The 21,884-nt window shown below is 65.2% G+C and carries 24 protein-coding genes and 1 pseudogene; 4 read left to right on the top strand and 21 right to left on the bottom strand.

The window, feature by feature from the left end:
• The first annotated feature begins 2 nt into the window (after positions 1–2).
• Complete coding sequence (gene lysA, locus ACIP1U_RS22045; RefSeq protein WP_400319329.1) at positions 3–1,262, top strand: diaminopimelate decarboxylase; 1,260 nt, start codon at positions 3–5, stop codon at positions 1,260–1,262.
• Between the two features lie 59 nt (positions 1,263–1,321).
• Here lysA and msrQ read toward each other — a convergent pair whose 3' ends face one another.
• From msrQ to ACIP1U_RS22005, 8 genes are all read right to left on the bottom strand, one after another.
• Entirely contained in the window at positions 1,322–2,011 is a 690-nt protein-coding gene (gene msrQ / locus ACIP1U_RS22040; RefSeq protein WP_400319326.1) for a protein-methionine-sulfoxide reductase heme-binding subunit MsrQ, read from the bottom strand.
• Complete coding sequence (gene msrP, locus ACIP1U_RS22035) at positions 2,011–3,012, bottom strand: protein-methionine-sulfoxide reductase catalytic subunit MsrP (protein ID WP_400319323.1); 1,002 nt, start codon at positions 3,010–3,012, stop codon at positions 2,011–2,013. Before msrP ends, msrQ begins: the two co-directional genes overlap by 1 nt.
• A gap of 108 nt (positions 3,013–3,120) precedes the next feature.
• Positions 3,121–3,969 (bottom strand): anti-sigma factor family protein, encoded by an 849-nt coding sequence (locus ACIP1U_RS22030; protein ID WP_400319320.1) that lies wholly within the window; start codon positions 3,967–3,969, stop codon positions 3,121–3,123.
• A complete protein-coding gene (locus tag ACIP1U_RS22025) occupies positions 3,966–4,505 on the bottom strand; it encodes an RNA polymerase sigma factor (protein WP_400319317.1) in 540 nt (179 codons plus the stop codon). Before ACIP1U_RS22025 ends, ACIP1U_RS22030 begins: the two co-directional genes overlap by 4 nt.
• 38 nt (positions 4,506–4,543) lie before the next feature.
• Entirely contained in the window at positions 4,544–4,981 is a 438-nt protein-coding gene (locus tag ACIP1U_RS22020; protein WP_400319315.1) for a hypothetical protein, read from the bottom strand.
• Between the two features lie 163 nt (positions 4,982–5,144).
• Positions 5,145–6,365: a c-type cytochrome biogenesis protein CcsB gene (gene ccsB / locus ACIP1U_RS22015; protein WP_400319312.1), complete on the bottom strand. Its 1,221-nt coding sequence runs from the start codon at positions 6,363–6,365 to the stop codon at positions 5,145–5,147.
• 15 nt (positions 6,366–6,380) lie between these two features.
• Positions 6,381–8,570 (bottom strand): cytochrome c biogenesis protein ResB, encoded by a 2,190-nt coding sequence (locus ACIP1U_RS22010; protein WP_400319310.1) that lies wholly within the window; start codon positions 8,568–8,570, stop codon positions 6,381–6,383.
• 170 nt (positions 8,571–8,740) lie between these two features.
• Positions 8,741–9,400, bottom strand: a complete 660-nt coding sequence (locus ACIP1U_RS22005) for a c-type cytochrome (RefSeq protein WP_400319308.1) — start codon at positions 9,398–9,400, stop codon at positions 8,741–8,743.
• A gap of 507 nt (positions 9,401–9,907) precedes the next feature.
• Here ACIP1U_RS22005 and yihA point away from each other — a divergent pair.
• From yihA to ACIP1U_RS21990, 3 genes are all read left to right on the top strand, one after another.
• A complete protein-coding gene (gene yihA / locus ACIP1U_RS22000; RefSeq protein WP_400319306.1) occupies positions 9,908–10,627 on the top strand; it encodes a ribosome biogenesis GTP-binding protein YihA/YsxC in 720 nt (239 codons plus the stop codon).
• Positions 10,628–10,893: 266 nt separating this feature from the next.
• On the top strand, positions 10,894–11,886 hold the full coding sequence (gene hemB, locus ACIP1U_RS21995; protein ID WP_400319304.1) for a porphobilinogen synthase: 993 nt from the start codon (positions 10,894–10,896) through the stop codon (positions 11,884–11,886).
• 31 nt (positions 11,887–11,917) lie between these two features.
• Positions 11,918–13,132 (top strand): magnesium transporter CorA family protein, encoded by a 1,215-nt coding sequence (locus tag ACIP1U_RS21990; protein WP_400319302.1) that lies wholly within the window; start codon positions 11,918–11,920, stop codon positions 13,130–13,132.
• Positions 13,133–13,150: 18 nt separating this feature from the next.
• On the opposite strand, the gene dsbD is transcribed toward ACIP1U_RS21990, so the two are convergent.
• The 13 genes and pseudogenes from dsbD to rpsE all read right to left on the bottom strand — a co-directional run.
• Positions 13,151–15,049 carry a protein-disulfide reductase DsbD gene (dsbD, locus tag ACIP1U_RS21985; protein WP_400319299.1) on the bottom strand — a complete coding sequence of 633 codons (1,899 nt, stop codon included), beginning with the start codon at positions 15,047–15,049 and terminating at the stop codon, positions 13,151–13,153.
• Positions 15,050–15,122: 73 nt separating this feature from the next.
• Complete coding sequence (gene cutA, locus ACIP1U_RS21980; protein ID WP_400319296.1) at positions 15,123–15,488, bottom strand: divalent-cation tolerance protein CutA; 366 nt, start codon at positions 15,486–15,488, stop codon at positions 15,123–15,125.
• Positions 15,489–15,616: 128 nt separating this feature from the next.
• Positions 15,617–16,010 (bottom strand): annotated as a pseudogene (rplQ, locus tag ACIP1U_RS21975) (50S ribosomal protein L17).
• Positions 16,011–16,146: 136 nt separating this feature from the next.
• A complete protein-coding gene (locus tag ACIP1U_RS21970) occupies positions 16,147–17,127 on the bottom strand; it encodes a DNA-directed RNA polymerase subunit alpha (protein ID WP_010812374.1) in 981 nt (326 codons plus the stop codon).
• A 167-nt stretch (positions 17,128–17,294) separates the two neighbouring features.
• A complete protein-coding gene (rpsD, locus tag ACIP1U_RS21965) occupies positions 17,295–17,918 on the bottom strand; it encodes a 30S ribosomal protein S4 (protein WP_209761054.1) in 624 nt (207 codons plus the stop codon).
• A gap of 300 nt (positions 17,919–18,218) precedes the next feature.
• Complete coding sequence (rpsK, locus tag ACIP1U_RS21960) at positions 18,219–18,617, bottom strand: 30S ribosomal protein S11 (protein ID WP_010812376.1); 399 nt, start codon at positions 18,615–18,617, stop codon at positions 18,219–18,221.
• A 24-nt stretch (positions 18,618–18,641) separates the two neighbouring features.
• Positions 18,642–19,007 carry a 30S ribosomal protein S13 gene (rpsM, locus tag ACIP1U_RS21955; RefSeq protein ID WP_010812377.1) on the bottom strand — a complete coding sequence of 122 codons (366 nt, stop codon included), beginning with the start codon at positions 19,005–19,007 and terminating at the stop codon, positions 18,642–18,644.
• 19 nt (positions 19,008–19,026) lie between these two features.
• The gene (gene rpmJ / locus ACIP1U_RS21950) at positions 19,027–19,143 is read right to left on the bottom strand and encodes a 50S ribosomal protein L36 (protein WP_008642959.1); all 117 of its coding nucleotides are present in this window, start codon (positions 19,141–19,143) and stop codon (positions 19,027–19,029) included.
• Between the two features lie 30 nt (positions 19,144–19,173).
• Entirely contained in the window at positions 19,174–19,392 is a 219-nt protein-coding gene (gene infA, locus ACIP1U_RS21945; RefSeq protein ID WP_400319289.1) for a translation initiation factor IF-1, read from the bottom strand.
• A 23-nt stretch (positions 19,393–19,415) separates the two neighbouring features.
• Entirely contained in the window at positions 19,416–20,759 is a 1,344-nt protein-coding gene (gene secY, locus ACIP1U_RS21940; protein WP_010812379.1) for a preprotein translocase subunit SecY, read from the bottom strand.
• 43 nt (positions 20,760–20,802) lie between these two features.
• Positions 20,803–21,237 (bottom strand): 50S ribosomal protein L15, encoded by a 435-nt coding sequence (gene rplO, locus ACIP1U_RS21935; protein WP_116320345.1) that lies wholly within the window; start codon positions 21,235–21,237, stop codon positions 20,803–20,805.
• A 19-nt stretch (positions 21,238–21,256) separates the two neighbouring features.
• Positions 21,257–21,439, bottom strand: coding sequence for a 50S ribosomal protein L30 (gene rpmD, locus ACIP1U_RS21930; RefSeq protein WP_010812381.1), 183 nt, complete (start codon positions 21,437–21,439; stop codon positions 21,257–21,259).
• A gap of 10 nt (positions 21,440–21,449) precedes the next feature.
• On the bottom strand, positions 21,450–21,884 hold a 435-nt coding region (rpsE, locus tag ACIP1U_RS21925; protein WP_400319283.1), incomplete at its 5' end, for a 30S ribosomal protein S5.

Here is a 21,884-nt window from a genome sequence, read left to right as displayed (position 1 = left end):
CCATGACCGCTTTCTTCCATCGCCAGGACGGTGCGCTTGCCGTCGAACAGGTGCCGCTGGCGCAGATCGCCGCTGAATTTGGCACGCCCACCTATGTCTATTCGCGCGCGGCGCTGACCGCCGCGTACCAGGCCTACGCCGCCGCCTGCCAGGGCCGCAAGGCCCAGGTCCAGTACGCCATGAAGGCCAACTCCAACCTGGCGGTGCTGCAGGTGTTCGCCAGGCTGGGCGCGGGCTTCGACATCGTCTCGGGCGGCGAACTCAAGCGCGTGCTGACCGCTGGCGGCGATGCGCGCAAGGTGGTGTTCTCCGGCGTGGGCAAGAGCGCGGCGGAGATGGAACTGGCGCTGGCGCACGACGTGCGCTGCTTCAATGTCGAATCGATCCCCGAGCTGGATCGCCTGAACGAGGTTGCCGGCCGTGTCGGCAAGCGCGCGCGCGTGTCGCTGCGCATCAACCCCGATGTCGACGCCAAGACCCATCCTTATATTTCCACTGGCCTGAAGGGCAACAAGTTCGGCATCGCCTTCGAGGACGTGCTGCCGACTTACCGCGCCGCGGCGGCGCTGCCGCACCTGGAAGTGACCGGCATCGACTGCCATATCGGCTCGCAAATCACCGAGGTCGAGCCCTACCTGGAAGCGCTGGACAAGGTGCTGGACGTGGTCGAGGCGCTCGGGCGCGAGGGCATCAACCTTGAGCACATCGACGTGGGCGGCGGCCTGGGCATCACCTATACCGACGAGACCCCGCCCGACATCACCGGCTTTGCCACCACGCTGCTGGAACGCGTGGCCGCGCGTGGCCACGGCCACCGCGAGGTGCTGTTCGAACCGGGCCGTTCGCTGGTGGGCAATGCCGGCGCGCTGCTGACGCAGGTGGAATTCCTCAAGCCCGGCGAAGCCAAGAATTTCTGCATCGTCGATGCGGCCATGAACGACCTGGCCCGGCCGGCGATGTATGAGGCGTACCACCGCATCGAGCCTGTGGCACTGCGCGACGCGGCGCCGGTGACCTACGACATCGTCGGCCCGGTGTGCGAGTCGGGCGACTGGCTCGGTCGCGACCGCGCGCTGTCGGTGCAGCCGGGTGACCTGCTGGCGGTGATGTCCGCCGGCGCGTACGGGTTCACCATGAGCTCGAACTACAACACCCGCCCGCGCGCCGCAGAAGTGATGGTGGACGGCGCCCGCGTGCACCTGGTGCGTGAGCGCGAGCTGGTCGAAGACCTGTTCCGCGACGAGCGCCTGCTGCAGGACTGATCGTCACCGCGCAGCCGGCTACGCGGCCGGCTGCGGCGCATCGGCGCATCGGCGCATCATCAGGCAGCCCTGCCCTTGCGCGCCCACCACCAGACCCGCATCCCCAGCAGCACGAACACCACGGCGGCATAGATCGAGACTTCGCTGAAGTCGTTCTTGCCCGCCTTGTGCCACCAGTAGTGCAGGATCGCCAGCACGGCGGTCGCATAGACCAGCTTGTGCAGCGCCTGCCAGCGCTTGCCGCCCAGGCGGCGCACCATGCCGTTGGTCGACGTCAGCGCCAACGGCACCATCAGCACGAAGGCCGTAAACCCCACCGTGATAAAGGGACGCTTGTACACGTCCTTGATCATGTAGGCCAGGTCAAAGCCGCGATCCACGCCGATCCACAGCAGGAAGTGCTGCAGCCCGTAGAAGAACGCAAACAAACCCAGCATGCGGCGCAGCCGGATCAGCCAGTTCCAGCCAGTCAGCCGGCGCAGCGGCGTAATCGCCAGCGTCAGGCACAGCATCACCAGTGTCCATGTGCCGGTGGAGCGGGTGACGAATTCCAGCGGGTTGGCGCCATATTGCCCGGTTGCCCCCAGGTAAAGCAGCCGGATGAACGGCAACAGCGCCAGCAGCCACAAGGCGATCTTGATGGCGCGCACGCGCTGCGGCGACAGGGTAGCCAGGCCAGCCGGCTTGCGCGCCACGCCGCCCGCGGCGATCGCTGCGTTTGAAGGGGAAGCCATGCGTTCACCCGGCATCAGAAGTTCTTCTTCAGGTCCATGCCCTGGTACAGCGATGCCACCTGCTGGCCGTAGCCGTTGAACGGCAGCGTCTTGCGCTTGGGCGCGAACAGCGCGCCGAAACCGCCGCCGCGGTCCTCGCCGATGCGTCGCTCGGTTGCCTGGCTCCAGCGCGGGTGGTCGACGTCGGGGTTCACGTTGGAATAGAAACCGTATTCCTGCGGCGCCGCCAGGTTCCAGCTGGTGGGCGGCTGCTTGTCGACAAAGCGGATCTTGACGATCGACTTGGCGCTCTTGAAGCCGTATTTCCACGGCAGCACCATGCGCACCGGCGCTCCGTTCTGGTTGGGCAGCACCTCGCCGTACAGTCCGAAGGTCAGCAGCGCCAGCGGGTGCATCGCCTCATCGATGCGCAGGCCTTCGCTGTAGGGCCAGTCCAGCACGCTGCTGCTGACGCCAGGCATCTGCTTCTTGTCGGCGAGCGTGATGAACTGCACGTATTTCGCACCGGGTTGCGGCTCGACGCGCTTGATCAACTCGGCCAGCGGATAGCCGATCCACGGGATCACCATCGACCAACCTTCGACGCAGCGCAGGCGGTAGACGCGTTCTTCCATCGCCGCGAGTTTCATCAGCTCATCGAGATCGTAGACCTTTGGCTTCTTCACCAGCCCTTCCACCGACACCTGCCAGGGGCGCGGGCGCAGCGTGCCGGCGTTGCGGGCCGGGTCGGACTTGTCGGTGCCAAACTCGTAGAAGTTGTTGTAGGTGGTCACGTCCTCATAGGGCGTGCGCTTCTCGGTCACGACGTAGGCGTTGTTGAGCGTGGCCGCCAGCTTCGGGCCGTGCTGTCCCTGGCCCCAGGCGTTGCGGGCAAACCATGGCGCCAGCGTGGCGCCGGCGGCGCCCGCGGCGGCCAGCGCCAGCATGCGGCGGCGCGTCTCGAAGACATGGCGGGGGGTGATCTCGTCGGTGGCAATGTCGCCGCCGCGAAGCCATTTGGGGGAAGGAATCAACATGGTTTTCCTCGTTGCCTGGCGCGTCAAGATTGGACTCAAGGCTTGGTCGTGGCGTGCGGGCCAGTCCTGACAATTTTTTTCGATACGGCGTAGTCGCCACATCGACGGCTAGCCGCCCTGGTATTGCTGGTAGACCGCCTGCGCCAGCGTCAGCAGCCGGGCGCGCTCCAGCGGACCCGCCAGCGCAAAGCCGAGGTCGCGGTCGATCCAGTAGAACGCCATCGGCGCCGGGCCTGCAGCCGGCCCGGTAGTCGGCCGCCGCGCACCTTCGCGCGGCATGCGCTCGACGCGGAAGCCGGTGTCGGGCGTGCCCTGCGTCATGCGCCGCAACTGCAGCGACAGGCGCGTGCCGTCGTCCGCTTCGTACATCAGGATGGCCGACGGGCCGCCTTCGGCCACGCCCAGCCGCCCGCCGATCAGGTGGAAGCCCTGCGCGCGCAGGTCGGGCACTTGCAGCGCCATGCCTAGGCGCTTGGACAACCACGCGATCAGGTGCGCCTCGTCGCTGGCGGCGACTTCCACCGGGTGGCGCATTTCCGGCGCGTAAACCACATGCGTGGCAAGCGCCTCGCGCGCAAAGCGCTCGCCGGGTGCCATCGCCACGACGGTGCTGCCCATGCGATCGTGGGCCATCCAGCCGAGCGCGCCCCCGAGCGCCAGCAATGCCACCGAGGCGCAGCCCGCGGCCAGCGCCATGCTCCAGCGCGGCGCGCGCCGGCGCCCGGCCGGGCGCGGCTCGCCATGCAGGGCGGGCGGCAGCGCGGCCAACGGCACCGGTTCGTTCAATACGGGATCCAGCATGCCATGCAGCGCATCGGCCTGGCGGCGCCACGCGGCGACCTGCGCCGCTGCATCCGGGTGCTGCGCCAGGTACGCTTCCACTGCGGCGCGGCGCGCGCCGGACAGTTGGCCGTCGGCGTAGGCATGGAGATCGGCTTCGTGGATCGAGGACATCATTTCACCCGCTGCAGTGAGCTGGCGGCAGGCATCGGCTGGCCGGGAGCACCGCCGTCGAGCAAGCGCCGCATCTGCTCGCGCGCACGCGCCAGGCGCGACATCACCGTGCCTTGCGGGATGTCGAGCACGCGCGCCGCCTCCGCATAGGTCAGTTGCTCCAGGCTGACCAGCAGCAGCACCGCGCGCTGGGCTTCGGGCAGCTGCGCCAGCGCTTGCAGCAGGTCGCGGCGCAGGCCAGGGTCGGCCGCGGGCGCGCTGACCTCGGGCAGGGTTTCGGTAGCCACCACCAGGTCCTTGCGGCGCAAGCTGTTCAGGCGCAGCCGATGCATCAGGGTCAGCAGCCACGGCAACAGGCCGTCGGCGCCGTCGCCCCACCAGGCGCCAGGGCGCAGGCGGAAGCGCCAGCGGTAGCGCAGCGCGCGCTCGAGCGTGTCCTGCACCAGGTCGTCGGCCTGCGCCGCGTCGCCGGTGAGGCCGCGCGCGTGGCGCCGCAGCCGCGGCGCCAGCGCTACGAGCTGACCTTCAAAGCCTTCCATGCCGTGGCTTGCTTCAGGACGTCCAGGGCGTCAGCACCTCAGGGCTTGGCGACGTGCCAGACGTTGTTGAGGTTGTCGCCGGTCTTGTCGCCAGGCTTGGCGTCCTTGGCAAAGCGGTACAGCGGCATGCCGCGGTAGGCCCACTGCTTGCCGCCGTCATCGCGCGTGATGATGGTGTATTGGCCCGACGCATTGGAGCCCGGCGCGGCCATCAGCGGTGGCCAGTTGGTGGCACAGGGGCCGTTGCAGGCGCTCTTGCCGCTATTGGCGGTGTCGCGGTCGAAGGTGTACAGCGTCAGGCCCTGCGGATCGGTCAGCACGCCACTGGTCACCTTCACCGTGGGCGGCATGCTGCCGGCGCTCCCGCCGCCCATGCCCATGCCGGAACAACCGGCGAGCAGGACAGCAGCGCAGCCGAGCGCCAGCGCGGCTGGACGAACGAGGGATGCTGCCAAGGTAAGACGCACACGTGCCATGATCTTGTTCTCCATGCTAACCGGTGCCGCCAGCCGGCACCGCTCCTCAAGTAAACACCGGATGTGATGCCTTTATTCCGTCACGTTGCAAAAAAATCGAAAAAAAAAACCTGCCCGAAGGCAGGTTTTTTTGCATCGCACCATGGTGCGCCAGGCGTGGCGGTCAGAGCTCGCCGTAGCTGTGCAGGCCGGACAGGAACATGTTGACCCCGAGGAAAGCAAAGGTCGTTACCAGCAGTCCGACCAGCGCCCACCACGCAGCCACCGTGCCGCGCAGGCCTTTCATCAGCCGCATGTGCAGCCACGCCGCGTAGTTCAGCCACACGATCAGCGCCCAGGTCTCCTTCGGGTCCCAGCTCCAGTAACCGCCCCAGGCTTCGGCCGCCCACAGCGCGCCGAGGATGGTGGCGATCGTGAAGAAGGCAAACCCGACCGCGATGGACTTGTACATCACGTCATCGAGCAGCTCCAGCGACGGCAGCCGCTCGGCAAGGATGCCGCGCTGCTTGAGCAGATACGCGACCGACACCATCGCCGCCAGCGCAAAGGTGCCGTAGCCGATAAAGTTGGCCGGCACGTGGATCTTCATCCACCAGCTCTGCAGCGCCGGCACCAGCGGCTGGATTTCCTGCGCGTTGCGGGTGACCGTATACCACAGCAGGAAGCCCACCGCGGCCGACACCACGAGCATCACGAACGGGCCCAGCGCGCCCGTGGCGTAGCGGCCTTCGTAATAGAGGTAGAACAGCGAAGTGATCAGCGTGAACAGCACGAACACTTCATACAGGTTCGAGATGGGGATATGGCCGATGTCGGTGCCGATCAGGTACGACTCGTACCAGCGCACCAGCATGCCGGTGAAACCCAGCACGATCGCGCCCCAGCACAGCTTGCTGCCGATGCTGTAGCCGGTGTTCGAGCGCGTTGCCAGCCCGACCCAGTAAAACAGCGTGGACAGGAACACCAGCGCGCTCATCCATAGGATGGCCGACTGGCTCGACAGGAAGTACTTGAGGAAGAAGGCCTGGTCCGCGCGCGCCAGCTGGCCCTGGTAGAGCTGGATCGCGAACAGCGACAGCACCGTCAGCCCCAGCATCAGCGGCCGTACCGGCTTCCAGTGCCAGCCGAGCAGTGCAAAGGCAGGCACGGCGCCGATCAGCACGGCCTTGTCGTAGCCATCCATCCACTGGCCATATTGCGACAGTGCAACGCCCGCGCCGACGGCCAGCGCAAGCGCGAACAGCCAGTCCACCCACGTCAGCCGGCGCAGGAAGGAAGGTTCGAGATAGGCCTCGTCGCCGGCGCCCCCGTGGGCGGGCGTGGCGCGCGTGGCTTGCGTGGCGCCGCGCATGGCTTGGTCGCCCGGATTCACGTTTGAAGACATAGCGTACCTGCTCGTTTAATGGCTGCCGCCTTGATGTGACGTTTCAGTGGGGGTCCCGCCAGCGGCACGGCCGACGTCGTCGCGCAGTGCCGTGAATTCCTTTTCGAAGTCCATCGTGCGGCGCTGGGTCGACATCGCCATCAGTACATGGCTGCCGGGCATCGTGGCTTCGCCCTCGGCGGGCTTGTCCTTGATCCAGATCCAGACCCGGCGCTCGCGGATATAGAACATCGCGAACACGCCCAGTGTCAGCAGCAGACAACCAAGATACACGATGTTCTTGCCCGGCGCACGGGTCATCTGGAACACGCTGGCCTTGATTTCCTTGAACTCATCGAGCTGCAGAAATACCGGTGCGCCGTAGAAGAAACTGTCCGACAGCGCATTGATCGCCTGCTGCAGGAAGGTGCCGCTTTGTGCGCTGTTTGGCACCACGGGCAGCTTGTCTTGGTCGCGTGCCAGCTGCCACAGCTCCCACATCGAGCCATTCAGGATCTTCAGCAGCACGTCGGCGGCCTTCTGCTGCTCAGCCTGCGGCACCGACTTTTCCAGGAATGCCGCGATCGCGGTGAAGCCGCCCGGCGGCGAGTCCGGCGTCGGTCGCGTGGCGCCGGCAAACAGGTCGAGCGCGCGCAGCGCGCTTTCGGCAAGCTGGCGGCGCAGGTCGGCCTTGTCATCTCCCGGCATCGAGGCCAGCGCAAAACGGCGCGCGGCCTCGCCGCGCAGCGCGCGGTCCTGCAAGGCGGCGCGCAGGCGCATCCAGTCGGCAACGCTGCCCTGGTCGTCGGCGGGAATGCGCAGGTAGCGGAACTGCTCGCTCGGCGATTCGCGCATGCCGGCCAGGAACACAGACTGCCCGTCCATCTGCACCGGCACCATGTAGTTGTTGTACTCCCGCGCCTGCCCGGTGCGATCGCGCAGCTTGTACTGCACCGAGGGGCCCACGTTGCGCAGCGTCTTGGCGCGGTCGGCACTGGCCGCGGCGCCCAGGTGCTTCTCCAGCGTCTCGTTCAGCGACTTGCGCGCGACGCCGCGCGCATCGGGCTTGCCCGAGGCATCGGTGACGTTCTCGATATTCATCAGTCGGAAGTCGCTGAACTCGACCGTCACGCCTTCGCTGTCCGCGCCGGTGCCGGTGCCCTTCAGCCGCGCATTGCCGCCCACGGCACCGTCAATGGCAAAGGTGCCGCGTGCGGTGCCCTGCATCGGGTAGCCGACGAACTTCAGGCGCGAGCCGCCATCCTCGAAGCTGGACTGGTAGATGGCAATACCGTCGACGATCAGCGGCTCGTTCACCTTGATGGTGGCCTCGGTCTGCTTGCCGGTGACGCGGTCAGTGACGATTACGTCGGAGGCGAACAGCTTGGGCATGCCGGTCTGGTAGAAGTCGATCGAGAATTTCTTGAGCGTGAGCGCGAACGGCAGGTCCTGCACCAGCGCGCCGTCGGCAACGTTCAGGATGGCCGTGGACACGGTCTGCCCCTCGGGCACGTAGGCATTGCCGCGAAAGCCAGGGTTGGTCGCCGGCAGCCGGTGCTGCGGCGGGATCTCGCTGATCACCGCGTTGCCGCTGATGGGGGTCTTGCCACCCAGCCACATCTGCGCGCGGATCAGCATGTCGCCATCGAGCAGTCCACCGATGCAGATCACAACGATGGCGGTATGCGCCAGGATATAGCCGACCTTGTTGGCGGCCCCCGCCTTGCCCGCCAGCAGCGTGGCGCCGTCATGATCGACGGCCTTGACGCGGTAGCCGCGGTTGCGCAGCAGCGCCGACAGCCTGCCGACCGCCTCGGTGCGCGTGCGCGCGCGATCGAACTCGCCGCGATGGTGGAAGGCGCGCAGGCTGCGCTCGCGCACATGGTCCTTCCACGAACGCATGTCCGCGATCATCTTGGGCGTGTTGCGCACCAGGCAGAGCGTGGTGGACACCACCAGGAAGGCCAGGATCAGCAGGAACCACCACGAGCCGTAGATCTTCTGCAGCGACAACGTATGGAAGACATCGGCCCAGAACGGCCCGAACTGATTGACGTAATTCGGATACGGCTCGTTCTGCTTGAGCACGGTACCGATCACGCTGGCAATGGAGATCACGGTCAGCAACGTGATCGAGAAGCGCATCGAGGACAACAATTCGACCGCGTCGCGCAAGACGCGGTGAGAGGTCTTCAGGTGCAGCCCTGAAGTGGAGGCGGTCGACATGTGCAGTGAAACCTAAGACAACGTGCTGCTTTGAATTGAAAAAGGGTGGACTTGCTTAAACGAGCAGGCCACCCTTTTCGATTTTGACAGGCGCGTTCGGTTGCATGCCACGCGGGCTGCACGCCGAAGCGCCGGCGCCTGGCGGGGCGCCAATGTCTGCGCTAACGTCGTTACCGGACGCCGGCGACGTAGTCCGCCACCGCCTTGATCTCGGCATCCGACATCTTGGCGGCGATGGTCGTCATGACCGAATTGTTCTTGCGGGTGCCCTGGCGGAACGCCACCAGCTGTGCCTCGGTGTATTCCGACCACTGTCCGCCAATACGCGGATACTGGGCCGGGATGCCGGCGCCGGCGGGACCGTGGCAGGCGGCGCAGGCAGGCACGCCCTTGGCGGCGATGCCGCCACGGTAGATCTTCTGGCCTTCTTCGATCGTGTCCTTGTTCTTGGCGGTGGCCGGCTTGATCGGCTGCTTGGCCAGGTAGGCGCCAATGTTGCGCATTTCCTCGTCAGTCAGCACCGATGCCATCGGCACCATGATCGCGTTGTTGCGCGCCTTGGACTTGAAGTCGGCCAGTTGCTTGTGAACGTATTCCGGATGCTGCGCAGCCAGCTTGGGGTTGGCGGCGGCTGCGCTGTTGCCGGCTGCGCCGTGGCAGCTCAGGCAGGCGGGCACATTGCGATCGGGGGCACCTTGCGTGTACAGCGTCTCACCCTTGGCCGGGTCGGCCTTCGCGGCGGCCTGCTCTGCGGCAGATGCCAGTCCGGAAAGGGCGGCTGCAGGAACGGCCAGTGCCAGGACACCCAGAATCTTCGCAATGCGGTTCATTCGCACACCTTCTCTGAATTGTTTTGGATACCGTAATGCATGCCGGCCGGCACTCTGCCGGCGGTGAGGACGCGCCGGGACAAAGGCCTGACATCGTGGCGACCCGCGCGGATGACCGATCCGCTGCGGTTTGCCTGGCGGCAGACCTCCGCCAGCCCCTGCTCCGCCGCCGCGGCACCCGGAGGTGCAACGCATGAATCGAAACAAGGTCGTGCCCACGATAGGACGACACAACGAGGCTTCCCGTCCGGACAACGGCAGCCGAGCCACGCGGCAAAGGATGTCGCGCGTCACCCAGTCAGGAGACCGTAAACCGGCGTATTGTACAATAAGTTATGTGCCGGATTGATGCCTTGCGCCCTGCTGTGCCGTGTTGAACCGGCCGCGGGCTGCGCCAGATCAAACCCCGGCGAGCGGCCCCGGCCGCAGCCCTGCCCACCCTTGGCGGTACCCGGCCACGGCCGCGCCAAAGCGCGCCCCGGCGCCCCCACCCTACCTCTCCAGCGCATGTCCCTTCTCCACCAGGCCCGCTTCTTTATTACCGTCAATCACCTGCGCGACCTGCCCGCCACGGCCGTGCCCGAGGTAGCGTTCGCCGGCCGCTCCAACGCCGGCAAGTCCACCGCCATCAACATCCTGTGCAACCAGAAGCGGCTGGCGTTTTCCTCGCGCACGCCCGGGCGCACGCAGCACATCAACTATTTCACGGTGGCCCCGGTCAAGGTGCCGGAACCGCAGGCGTTCCTGGTCGACCTCCCTGGCTACGGTTATGCAGAGGTGTCGGGCTCGGCCAAGTACCACTGGCAGGGCTTGCTCAGCGACTACGTGCAGACGCGGCCGCAACTGTCGGGCCTGATCCTGATGATGGATGCGCGCCGCCCGTTTACCGATCTCGATTGCCAGATGGTCGAGTGGTTCCTGCCCACCGGCAAGCCGATCCACGTGCTGCTGACCAAGGCCGACAAGCTCACCAACAGCGAGAACGCCAAGGCGTTGCGCGAGACGCGCAAGATGCTGCAGGGCTATGCCGAGCAGTTGGAAACCCCGGTGCCCCTGACGGCACAGCTGTTTTCCAGCCTCAAGCGTCGCGGCATCGAAGAAGCGCAGGGCGTGATCGCGGGCTGGCTCAACTTGCCTGAAGCGCAGAAAAATGCGCCGCAAGACGCGGCCTCGACAACCGCAGCCGAGCCGCCAGTTCCCACGGATCCTGCGGGCCCTGCGGCATAACGCCGCAGCATTGCAAGTGCAAAAAAAAGCCCCGCTGCAAGCAACGGGGTCGAACGTTCCCGCCGCTGGGGCGGGTACCCGCTCAGGGAGGAGTAGCGGGGGACACCGCGCCACGCAAGGCGCAACGTATAGTGTCCGCGAGTATGATGGCGGGCACGCACAAAAGTTTAGTTTTTCTTCAGCCGGCAACTTTGCGCCGCGCGCGCAGTGCTTGCCGGCTGGCAATTGGGACCTTCCTGTCCCGTCTCCAGCACAAGAAGCCTGCCATGTCGACCTTCCCCGAGTACCGCCCGCGCCGCATGCGACGCGACGATTTCTCCCGCCGCATGATGCGCGAACATCGCCTGTCGCCGGACAACCTGATCTATCCGGTGTTCATCCTTGACGGCCAGAACCAGCGCCAGTCCGTGGCCTCGATGCCAGGCGTCGAGCGGGTCTCCGTGGACCTGCTGATGCCGGTGGCCGAAGACTGCGTCAAGCTCGGCATCCCGGTGCTCGCGCTGTTCCCGGTGATCGACCCATCGCTGAAAACGCCGGATGGCACCGAGGCCATTAATCCCGACGGCCTGGTGCCGCGCGCGGTGCGTGCGCTGAAGGACCGCTTTCCCGAACTCGGCGTGCTGTGCGACGTCGCGCTCGACCCCTACACCAGCCACGGCCAGGACGGCGTGCTGGATGAAAACGGCTACGTCATCAACGACACCACCGTGGAGATCCTGGTGCGCCAGGCGCTGGCCCAGGCCGACGCGGGCGTCGATATCGTGGCTCCGTCCGACATGATGGATGGCCGCATCGGCGCGGTGCGCACGGCGCTGGAAGACAACGGCCACATCCATACCCGCATCATGGCCTACTCGGCCAAGTACGCGTCGGCTTTCTACGGTCCGTTCCGCGACGCGGTGGGCTCGGCCGCCAACCTGGGCAAGGGCAACAAGATGACCTACCAGATGGACCCGGCCAACACCGACGAGGCCCTGCGCGAAGTGGCGCAGGACATCCTCGAAGGCGCCGACATGGTGATGGTCAAGCCCGGCATGCCGTACCTCGACATCGTGCGCCGCGTGAAGGACGAGTTCCGCTTCCCGACCTACGTCTACCAGGTCAGCGGCGAGTACGCGATGCTGAAGGCTGCCGCGCAGAACGGCTGGCTCGACCACGACAAGGTCATGATGGAATCGCTGCTGGCCTTCCGCCGCGCCGGCGCCGACGGCATCCTGACTTATTTCGCACGCGACGCCGCGCGCCTGCTGGCCGCCTGACCTGTATCGCTCTTTCGGGAACTAAGCGTCTATGGAACTGCTCGGCTTCTCGGCCAGCCAGGTACACCCGCTTGCCTCGCTCGCCGACGCGGGCAGCTTCCTCAGCGGCAACGCCGCCGCGCAGTTCGTCTGGGCGGATTTTTCCACCGACGAAGTCAGCTCCGCCCCTGATACCTGGCGCGAGAACGTGCGCCAGCTCGCCGGCGCGCCGATCCTCGACCTGCACCTGGCCGACGCCACCAATGCCGCACATCCGTCGTATTTCGACACGACCAATGCGTATGACATGGTGATCTTCCGCAAGCTGACCTTCGAGACCAGCCGCGCGATCGCCGAGGCCGAGCCGCAGGAGGCAACGCCGGCGAGTGCGGCCAAGGCGTCGGGCGATGCGACGGCTCGTGCGCGGCGCTATCCGCGCGGCTTCCTGCCCGCACTGGCCAAGATCGATACGCAGCCGGTCACGTTCTTTGTCTTCGATACGCTGCTGGTCACGGTGCGCAGCGGCCCGTCGCGGACAGTTGACCAGGCGCGCCAGCGCCTGGTCGAGCTTTGCCACGCGCCGCGGCCGCAAGCGTCGCCCGCGCGCGGCAACGGCCAGACGTTGCTGCACGGCGTGCGTCCGCCCAACCGGCCCGAGGATCTGATGCTGCGCCTGCTCAATGCGATGGTGGACCGCTATCTGGAACTGCGCGCCCCGCTGACACGCCAGCTCGACCGCTGGCAGCGCGCGCTGCTGAACTCGCGCCGCAGCTTTTCCAGCTGGGAGGGGCTACTCGACTCGCGCATCCAGCTGCGCAAGCTGGAGCACCTGAGCGAGGAGCAGCGCGATGCGTTGCAGGAATTCCGCGACAGCCTGCTGGACAACCGCTACAGCAGCGACCAGCCCGGCAGCCCGGTAGATATCCCGGGGCGCGACGAAGTGTTGCTGGTGCGAATCAACGACGTCATGGAACATATCCAGCGCGTGCTCGCGCATGCGCGCCGGCTGGAGGATTCCATCGAATCGGCGGTGCAGATCCACTTTTCGGCGGTGGCTCACCGCACCAACCGCACCATGCGCATGCTGACGCTGATCACGGCGCTGTTCATGCCGCTGACGCTGATCACCGGCATCTTCGGCATGAATTTCGAGCGCATGCCGTGGCTGCAGGCGCCGGACGGATTCTGGTGGTCCATCGGCCTGATGGGGGCGGTGGTGGTGGTGCTGGGCGCGCTGTGGGCCGTGGCGCGGCAGCTGGAGCACTAGCGCAGGCGCGGGTACGCCTCAGGTGCTGGTGCGCTTGCCGAAGGCCCGCTCCAGGCTCTCCAGGAAACGGTTGGCCGACTGATAGCCGATCACGCGCACCGGCCGCTCGCGCCCGTCCGGCCCGAACAGGATGATCCCCGGCGGTCCGAACAGCCCGAAGCGCTTGAGCAGCGCCTTGTCGTCGGCATTGTTGGCGGTCACGTCCGCCTGCAGCAGCACGATCTCGGACAGCCGCGCGCGCACGCGCGGGTCGACGAAAGTCATGCGCTCCATTTCCTTGCAGCTGACGCACCAGTCGGCATAGAAATCGAGCAGCACCGGCTTGCCGGCCGCGGCGGCCTGCGCCACGCGGCCATCCAGTTCCGCGACGCTGCGCACGCGCTCGAAGCGCACCGCCTGGGCAGCGCCTGCGCTTTCCGCACCGCGTCCCGCGCTCAGGTGCGACAGCGGCTGCAGCGGATCGCGCCCGCCCGACGCCACGCCGATCAGCACGATGGCCGCGGCGATCGCGAACAATACGCCAAGCCCCTTGCCCACACGCGCCAGGTTGCGCGGATCGGACCCGAGCCCGTCGAAAGCGCCGAGGAACACCGCGGCCACCAGCAGCAATGCCGCCAGCAGCAGCATCGTCGTCCATGCCGGCATCACCGGCCCGAGCATCCACAACGCCACTCCCAGCAGCAGGAAGCCAAAGAAGCGCTTGGTCACCTCCATCCAGCGCCCGGCGCGCGGCAGCAGGTTGCCCGCGCCCACGCCCACCAGCACCAGCGGCACGCCCATGCCGATCGCCATCGCAAACAGCGCCGCGCCGCCGATGACCGCATCGCGGGTCTGCGCGATATAGGCCAGCGCCCCCGCCAGCGGCGCGGTCACGCACGGCCCGACGATCAGCGCGGAGATCGCGCCCATCGCTGCCGCACCGGCCACCTGGCCGCCCTGGCGGCGGTTCGAAGATTCAGTCAGCCGCGTCTGCCAGCGCTGCGGCAGCTGCAGTTCGTACAGGCCGAACATCGAAAGCGCCAGCGCCACCATCAGCGCCGCGAACAAGCCCAGCACCCATGGCGTCTGCAGCGCGGCCGACAGGCCTTCACCCAGCAGCCCGGCAGCCACGCCAACCGCGGTGTATACCACCGCCATGCCCAGAACATAAGCCAGCGACACCACCAGCGCACGTTTGCGCGTCACGTGCTCGCCGACGACGATCGAGGACAGGATCGGCACCATCGGCAGCACACATGGCGTGAAGGTCAGCAGCAAGCCCAAGCCGAAGAAGAGCGCCGCGACCAGGCCCGCGTTGCGGCTCGCCAGTGCGCCGGCGATGCGGTCGCTGTCATCCGCACGCAGCGTCGCAGCGGGCCCCGGCTGGGCCGGCAATGGGGCCGCAGCGGGTGCATCGGAGCGCCCTCGTTTGCCGAACAGGTCGGCCAGGCCGGCGCCACCGACCTTGTAGACGCTTTCCATTGGTGGATAGCACAGGCCCTTGTCGGCGCAGCCCTGCGAGGTGACCGTCAGCGTCCACTTTCCGTCCGCCGGCGCCGCCGCCACCGGCACGCGGATGGTCACGCTGTCGCGATACGTCTCCATCTCCTTGCCGAAGGTGTCGTCGAACTTGACCTTGCCGTGCGGGAAATCCGGCGTGCCGAGCTTCACTGCGGCAGGCTCCGTCGCAAAGGCGAAACGCTCCCGGTACATGTAGTAGCCGGGCGCGACATCGAAACGCACCTCCACGGTGTTTTCGTCGATCTGGCGCGCAGCGAAGCGAAAGGCTTGCTCCGGCGGCAGAAAGTCGTCCTCCGTTGCCGCCCGCGCTGCGCCAGCCAGGCAAAGCCAGGCCAGTACTGCCAGCAGGACTGCGGCAATATGCCGCGCGCGGACCAGCCCGCGCGCGCGCTCCGGAAGTGCCAAACCGATGTTCATGAACCTGTTTCCTGTCTGTACTGACCGATAGGTCCCGCCGCACCCGCTGCTGCGCGGCAGTCTCCTTAGCCCCTTATTCCGCCGGTTTCGCACCGGTACCCGTCTCGCTGCCGACCCACCCCAGGTAAGGCGCAAAACCGGCCGTCACCGGCACGGCGATAATCTCCGGTACGTCATAGGGGTGATATTGCCTGATCACGGCCTCCAGTGCAGCGTAGCGCGCACGCGTGGTCTTGATCAGCAGCGGCCATTCCCGCGCCTGCTCGAACGCGCCTTGCCACCAGTACTCGGATTCCACCGGAGCCAAACGGTTCACGCAGGCCGCTGCGCGCGCCTCCAGCACGGCCCGGGACAGCCGCGCCGCTGTCTCGGCATCGGGGGTATTGGTGATCACCACGAGCACCTCGGCGGGGTCGGCTGACTGGCTGGCATCGGGCATCGGCACTCTCCTGGATTGGCTGGCAATGGCGGCTGGCGCCCAAAACAAAAGAGCCAGGCGGATGCCTGGCTCGATTGTAAGCGGTGTGCCCGCAACCGTCGCACGACGGCAGCGGGCAGGAAACGCACTTATTCCGCAGCTTCTTCAGCCGGGGCTTCGGTGATTTCCGGACGATCCACCAGCTCGACCAGCGCCATCGGCGCGTTGTCGCCCTGACGGAAGCCGAACTTCAGGATGCGGGTGTAGCCGCCCGGACGGGTGGCGTAGCGCGGGCCCAGTTCGGTGAACAGCTTGGTGACCATGTCGCGGTCGCAGGCGGGCGAAAGCCAGGCGGCGGTTGGCAACAGTGTCCTTCTTGGCCAGCGTGATCAGCGGCTCGACGACCTTGCGCAGTTCCTTGGCCTTCGGCACGGTGGTCTTGATCAGCTCGTGCTGGAACAGCGAGTTGGACATGTTGCGCAGCATCGCGAGGCGGTGCGACGAGGTGCGGTTCAGTTTCCGCAGACCATGACGGTGACGCATGATGATTCCTTTCAGTTAAGTGTTTGACCAGCTCTTCTATCGTCCGATACGGCTGGACGCGGGCCGGTAGTCATACGAGCCCCGGCCGAAGCCAGGGCGGTTACCGCGTTGCAGGGGCTAAACCCCTGCGCCACAATTACTTTTCCAGACCTGCGGGCGGCCAGTTCTCGAGCTTCATGCCGAGGGTCAGGCCACGCGAGGCGAGGACTTCCTTGATCTCGTTGAGCGACTTGCGACCCAGGTTCGGGGTCTTCAGCAGCTCGTTCTCGGTACGCTGGATCAGATCGCCGATGTAGTAGATGTTCTCGGCCTTCAGGCAGTTGGCCGAACGCACCGTAAGCTCCAGGTCGTCGACCGGGCGCAGCAGGATCGGATCGATCTGCGGCGTGCGGCTCGAAGCAGCCTCGGCTGCCGACTCGGTGCCTTCCAGCGCGGCGAACACGGACAGCTGGTCGACCAGGATGCGGGCCGACTGGCGGATCGCTTCCTCGGGCGAGATCACGCCGTCGGTTTCGATGTTCATCACCAGCTTGTCCAGGTCGGTACGCTGTTCCACGCGAGCGGACTCAACGGCGTACGACACGCGGCGCACCGGCGAGAACGAAGCGTCCAGCACGATACGGCCGATGACCTTGCCCGACTCATCGCCGAACTTGCGCACGTTGCCCGGCACATAGCCACGGCCTTGCTCGACCTTGATCTGCATGTCCAGCTTGCCGCCGGCCGACAGATGGGCGATCACGTGGTTCGGGTTGATGATCTCGACGTCGTGCGGCAGCTCGATATCGGCAGCCGTGACCACGCCTTCGCCATCCTTGCGCAGCGACACCGTGACTTCATCACGGTTGTGCAGCTTGAACACCACGCCCTTCAGGTTGAGCAGGAGGTTGACTACGTCTTCCTGCACGCCATCGATGGTGGAATACTCGTGGACTACCCCAGCGATCGTGACTTCGGTCGGGGCATAGCCGACCATCGACGACAGCAGCACGCGACGCAGGGCGTTACCGAGCGTATGGCCGTAGCCGCGCTCGAACGGCTCCATCACGACTTTGGCGTGATGGTCGCCCAGAGGCTCGACGGCAATGATTTTTGGCTTGAGGAGTGCTGTTTGCATTAGGTTGTCCTTTTCAATACCCTCGGCTCGTTACACCGATAAGGCTGACGTTTGGAACCTGAAAATACCCATCGAAACGATGGGCGAAGCCCGACCGCGCGTAGCGCGCGTCGGGCTGAAAGAGAAGCTTTGCGGAGAACGCAAGCGCTGGGCCGTCTGCTCGCGGATTAACGCGAGTACAGTTCGACGATCAGGCTTTCGTTGATGTCGCCGGAGATATCGGCGCGATCCGGAACTTGCTTGAAGGTACCTTCGAACTTCTTGGCATCCACGGCAACCCAGGTCGGGAAGCCCGACTGCTCGGCGAGCGACAGCGATTCGGCGATACGGACTTGCTTCTTCGACTGTTCGCGGATGGCAACGACGTCGCCCGACTTGATCTGGGCCGACGGCACGTTCAGGGTCTGGCCGTTCACCAGGATCGCCTTGTGCGAAACCAGCTGGCGCGCTTCAGCGCGGGTCGAGCCAAAGCCCATGCGGTACACGACATTATCCAGGCGCGATTCCAGCAGTTGCAGCAGGTTTTCGCCGGTGTTGCCCTTGCGACGGTCAGCTTCGGCGAAGTAGCGGCGGAACTGGCGCTCGAGCACGCCGTAGATGCGCTTGACCTTCTGCTTTTCGCGCAGCTGGTTGCCGTAGTCCGAGGTGCGTGCACCCGAGGTGCGGCCATGCTGGCCCGGCTTGCTGTCCAGCTTGCACTTGTCGGCCAGCGAGCGGCGCGAGCTCTTCAGGAACAGGTCGGTGCCTTCACGGCGGGAAAGTTTGGCCTTCGGGCCGGTATAACGTGCCACGTTGTCTTCCTTTGATCGATCACGGCGCCTTCTTGACGCGCCGCGAGTCCGTCAATGCAGTGCCTCCCAGAACCCTGGGAAGACCGTGACGGACGGTGGGCTTATGAGACGCGACCTGGCCGGATGTGGCCGGGTACGACGCTGAAAGCATTTACCGTGCACCGATTGCGGAATGTGCCTTATGCGACATTCCCTCGATGCAAAACGAAAACCTGCCGCATCAAATGCAGCAGGTCAACGCGCGATACTACCATATCCGAAACCAGCGGGTAAACCTGCTGGGTCCGGACACGCCTACGCTTAGATGCGGCGGCGCTTCGGCGGACGGCAGCCGTTATGCGGAATCGGCGTGACGTCTTCGATGATCGCGATCTTGATGCCCAGCGCGTTCAGCGCGCGGACAGCCGACTCACGGCCAGGGCCGGGGCCCTTGATGCGCACTTCCAGGTTCTTGATACCCTGGTCTTGCGCCACGCGGCCGGCGTTCTCGGCAGCAACCTGGGCAGCGAACGGGGTCGACTTGCGCGAACCCTTGAAGCCCTGGCCACCGGCGGTCGCCCACGACAGGGCGTTGCCCTGACGGTCGGTGATCGTGATGATGGTGTTGTTGAACGAGGCGTGGACGTGCGCAATGCCGTCGGCAACGTTCTTCTTGACCTTTTTACGCGCGCGAGCGGCGTTATTCGGACCTTTTGCCATTAGTTTCTTCCTCTGCCTTCGGCTTTACTTCTTCAGAGCCACGCCGGCCTTGCGCGGACCCTTGCGGGTACGGGCGTTGGTCCGGGTACGCTGACCGCGCATGGGCAGGCCCTTGCGGTGACGCATGCCACGATAGCAACCAAGGTCCATCAGACGCTTGATGTTCATCGTGGTTTCACGACGCAGGTCACCCTCGACCGTAACCTTGCCCACTTCGTCACGAAGCTTTTCCAGGTCGGCGTCGGTCAGATCCTTGACCTTCTTGTCAAACGGTACACCGGTGGCCTCGCAAATCTTGCGAGCGCGCGAGCGGCCGACACCATAAATGGCCGTCAGGCCGATTTCGGTGTGCTTGTGGTTCGGGATGTTAACCCCTGCGATACGTGCCATTCGTCAATCCTCTTTCCGATTAGCCTTGGCGTTGCTTGTGGCGGGGATCCGACGAGCAGATCACGCGCACGACACCGTTGCGCTTGATGATTTTGCAGTTGCGGCAAATGCGCTTCACAGAAGCCAGCACTTTCATAATTTTCCTCTTCCTTCAATTCCTGTTCGCTCACTTCGTCCGGAAGACGATTCGTGCGCGCGACAGATCATATGGAGTCAGCTCGATCGTCACCTTGTCACCCGGAAGAATCCGGATGTAGTGCATTCTCATCTTGCCGGAGATGTGGCCCAGCACTACGTGGCCATTCTCCAGCTTGACTCGGAACGTCGCATTGGGCAGGTTCTCCAGGACCTGTCCCTGCATCTGGATGACGTCGTCTTTTGCCATACCTAGCCTGTACCGATCCGAAGTCAGCGCAAGGTCAGATTACCCTTGAAATTCGCCTTCTTCAGCAGCGACTCATACTGCTGCGACATGACATAGGACTGAACCTGGGCCATGAAGTCCATCGTGACGACCACGATGATCAGCAGCGAGGTTCCGCCAAAATAGAACGGAACGTTCCAGCGCAGCACCAGGAATTCCGGCAACAGGCAAACCAGCGTGATGTAAACCGCGCCAGCCAGCGTCAGTCGCACCAGAATCTTGTCGATATAGCGCGTCGTCTGCTCGCCCGGACGAATGCCCGGAATGAAGGCACCGCTTTTCTTCAGGTTGTCCGCCACTTCACGGCTGTTGTACACCAGCGCCGTGTAGAAGAAGCAGAAAAATACAATCGCAGCAGCGTACAGCAGGATGTAGACCGGCTGGCCCGGCGACAGCGTGGCAGCCAGGTCCTTGATGAACCCGCCCACCGAACCAGTCGCGTCAGACGTAAACCAGCCCGCGATCGTTGCCGGGAACAGGATGATCGACGATGCGAAAATCGGCGGAATCACCCCTGCCATGTTCAGCTTCAGCGGCAGGTGCGACGACTGGCCGCCGTACACCTTGTTGCCGACCTGACGCTTGGCATAGTTCACCAGGATCTTGCGCTGGCCACGCTCGACAAACACCACGGCGAAGGTCACACCGATCACGATCGCCACGATGAAGATCGCCGCGATGATGCTCATGGAACCCGTGCGGACCAGTTCGAACAGTCCGCCGATCGCGTTGGGAAGCCCCGCCGCGATACCGCCGAAGATGATGATCGAGATGCCGTTGCCGAGACCGCGCTCGGTGATCTGCTCACCCAGCCACATCAGGAACATCGTGCCGGTCACCAGCGTGATCACCGCCGTGGCCCGGAACATCAGGCCAGGATCCAGCACCAGCCCAGGCTGCGACTCCAGCGCCACCGCAATCGACAGCGCCTGGAACGTGGCCAGGACCACGGTGCCGTAACGCGTGTACTGCGTGATCTTGCGCTGCCCTGCCTGCCCTTCCTTCTTCAGCGCTTCCAGCTGCGGCAGCACGATCGTCAGCAACTGCATGATGATCGACGCCGAGATGTACGGCATGATGCCGAGCGCGAAGACGGTAAAGCGCGACAGCGCCCCGCCCGAGAACAGGTTGAACATCCCGAGGATGCCACCCGACTGACTCTGGAAAAGCTTCGCAAGCTGCTCCGGATCGATACCGGGCACCGGAATATGAGCGCCGATGCGGTACACGATCAGGGCCAGCACCAGGAACATCAGCCGGCGCTTGAGGTCGCCGTACTTCGCCGTGTTCCTGGCTTGCGCGCTTGCATTGGGTTTCGCCGTGGCCAAACGATGCTCCGACTATAACTGCCTATGCTGCGATAAATGCCTGTCAGGCTGCGATCTGGCCGCCGGCGGCTTCGATCGCGGCCTTGGCACCAGCGGTGGCGCCCAGACCCTTGATCGACACCTTGCGGGTCAGTTCGCCAGCCTTGATGACCTTGGCGCTCTTGACCAGCTCGCCCACCAGGCCAGCTTGCTTCAGGACCAGCAGGTCGACTTCAGCCGCTTCCAGGCGCTCGATGTCACGCAGCGTGACTTCGGCGGTGAACGCCTTGGTCAGCGAGGTGAAGCCGCGCTTCGGCAGGCGACGATACAGCGGCATTTGACCGCCTTCGAAGCCCACCTTGTGGAAGCCGCCCGAACGCGACTTCTGACCCTTGTGACCGCGACCGGCGGTCTTGCCCAGGCCGGAGCCGATACCGCGGCCGACGCGACGCTTGGCGTGCTTCGAACCGGCGGCCGGTTTCAGGTTGTTCAGTTGCATCTTGCTCTCCAAGTCCCGATCAGGCCAGAACCTTGACCAGGTACGAGACCTTGTTGATCATGCCGCGCACGGCGGGCGTGTCCTGCAGCTCCGACACCGAGTTGATGCGGCGCAGGCCCAGGCCACGCACGGTGGCGCGATGATCCTCGCGCGTGCCGATCAGGCTGCGCACGAGTTGCACTTTTACGGTTTTCTGCGACATTGCGTTCACCTTAACCCAGGATGTCTTCGACCGACTTGCCACGCTTCGCGGCGATTTCGCCCGGCGTGCTCATCTTCTGAAGGCCGTCCAGCGTGGCGCGAACCATGTTGTACGGGTTGGTGGAGCCGTGCGACTTGGTCACCACGTTGGTGACGCCCATCACTTCGAAGATCGCGCGCATCGGGCCGCCGGCGATCACGCCGGTACCTTCCTTGGCGGGCATCATCAGCACCTTGGCGGCGCCGTGCTTGCCAACGACTTCGTGTTGCAGCGTGCCGTTCTTCAGCGAGACCTTGACCATCTTGCGACGGGCTTCGTCCATTGCCTTCTGAACAGCAACCGGCACTTCCTTGGCCTTGCCCTTGCCCATGCCGATGCGGCCATCGCCGTCACCAACCACGGTCAGGGCAGCGCAACCGAGTATCCGGCCGCCCTTCACCACCTT

This window comes from Cupriavidus sp. NPDC089707, from assembly GCF_044748965.1.
Taxonomy (GTDB): Bacteria; Pseudomonadota; Gammaproteobacteria; order Burkholderiales; family Burkholderiaceae; genus Cupriavidus.
The sequence above is the reverse complement of the archived record's forward strand: the minus strand, read 5'-3'. Positions and strand labels throughout refer to the sequence as shown.

Excerpts from the sequence above, each read along its gene's own strand:
- lysA (WP_400319329.1), top strand. The coding sequence starts at position 3 with ATGACCGCTTTCTTCCATCGCCAGGACGGTGCGCTTGCCGTCGAACAG.
- msrQ (WP_400319326.1), bottom strand. The coding sequence starts at position 2,011 with ATGCCGGGTGAACGCATGGCTTCCCCTTCAAACGCAGCGATCGCCGCG.
- msrP (WP_400319323.1), bottom strand. The coding sequence starts at position 3,012 with ATGTTGATTCCTTCCCCCAAATGGCTTCGCGGCGGCGACATTGCCACC.
- ACIP1U_RS22030 (WP_400319320.1), bottom strand. The coding sequence starts at position 3,969 with ATGATGTCCTCGATCCACGAAGCCGATCTCCATGCCTACGCCGACGGC.
- ACIP1U_RS22025 (WP_400319317.1), bottom strand. The coding sequence starts at position 4,505 with ATGGAAGGCTTTGAAGGTCAGCTCGTAGCGCTGGCGCCGCGGCTGCGG.
- ACIP1U_RS22020 (WP_400319315.1), bottom strand. The coding sequence starts at position 4,981 with ATGGCACGTGTGCGTCTTACCTTGGCAGCATCCCTCGTTCGTCCAGCC.
- ccsB (WP_400319312.1), bottom strand. The coding sequence starts at position 6,365 with ATGTCTTCAAACGTGAATCCGGGCGACCAAGCCATGCGCGGCGCCACG.
- ACIP1U_RS22010 (WP_400319310.1), bottom strand. The coding sequence starts at position 8,570 with ATGTCGACCGCCTCCACTTCAGGGCTGCACCTGAAGACCTCTCACCGC.
- ACIP1U_RS22005 (WP_400319308.1), bottom strand. The coding sequence starts at position 9,400 with ATGAACCGCATTGCGAAGATTCTGGGTGTCCTGGCACTGGCCGTTCCT.
- yihA (WP_400319306.1), top strand. The coding sequence starts at position 9,908 with ATGTCCCTTCTCCACCAGGCCCGCTTCTTTATTACCGTCAATCACCTG.
- hemB (WP_400319304.1), top strand. The coding sequence starts at position 10,894 with ATGTCGACCTTCCCCGAGTACCGCCCGCGCCGCATGCGACGCGACGAT.
- ACIP1U_RS21990 (WP_400319302.1), top strand. The coding sequence starts at position 11,918 with ATGGAACTGCTCGGCTTCTCGGCCAGCCAGGTACACCCGCTTGCCTCG.
- dsbD (WP_400319299.1), bottom strand. The coding sequence starts at position 15,049 with ATGAACATCGGTTTGGCACTTCCGGAGCGCGCGCGCGGGCTGGTCCGC.
- cutA (WP_400319296.1), bottom strand. The coding sequence starts at position 15,488 with ATGCCCGATGCCAGCCAGTCAGCCGACCCCGCCGAGGTGCTCGTGGTG.
- ACIP1U_RS21970 (WP_010812374.1), bottom strand. The coding sequence starts at position 17,127 with ATGCAAACAGCACTCCTCAAGCCAAAAATCATTGCCGTCGAGCCTCTG.
- rpsK (WP_010812376.1), bottom strand. The coding sequence starts at position 18,617 with ATGGCAAAAGGTCCGAATAACGCCGCTCGCGCGCGTAAAAAGGTCAAG.
- rpsM (WP_010812377.1), bottom strand. The coding sequence starts at position 19,007 with ATGGCACGTATCGCAGGGGTTAACATCCCGAACCACAAGCACACCGAA.
- rpmJ (WP_008642959.1), bottom strand. The coding sequence starts at position 19,143 with ATGAAAGTGCTGGCTTCTGTGAAGCGCATTTGCCGCAACTGCAAAATC.
- infA (WP_400319289.1), bottom strand. The coding sequence starts at position 19,392 with ATGGCAAAAGACGACGTCATCCAGATGCAGGGACAGGTCCTGGAGAAC.
- rplO (WP_116320345.1), bottom strand. The coding sequence starts at position 21,237 with ATGCAACTGAACAACCTGAAACCGGCCGCCGGTTCGAAGCACGCCAAG.
- rpmD (WP_010812381.1), bottom strand. The coding sequence starts at position 21,439 with ATGTCGCAGAAAACCGTAAAAGTGCAACTCGTGCGCAGCCTGATCGGC.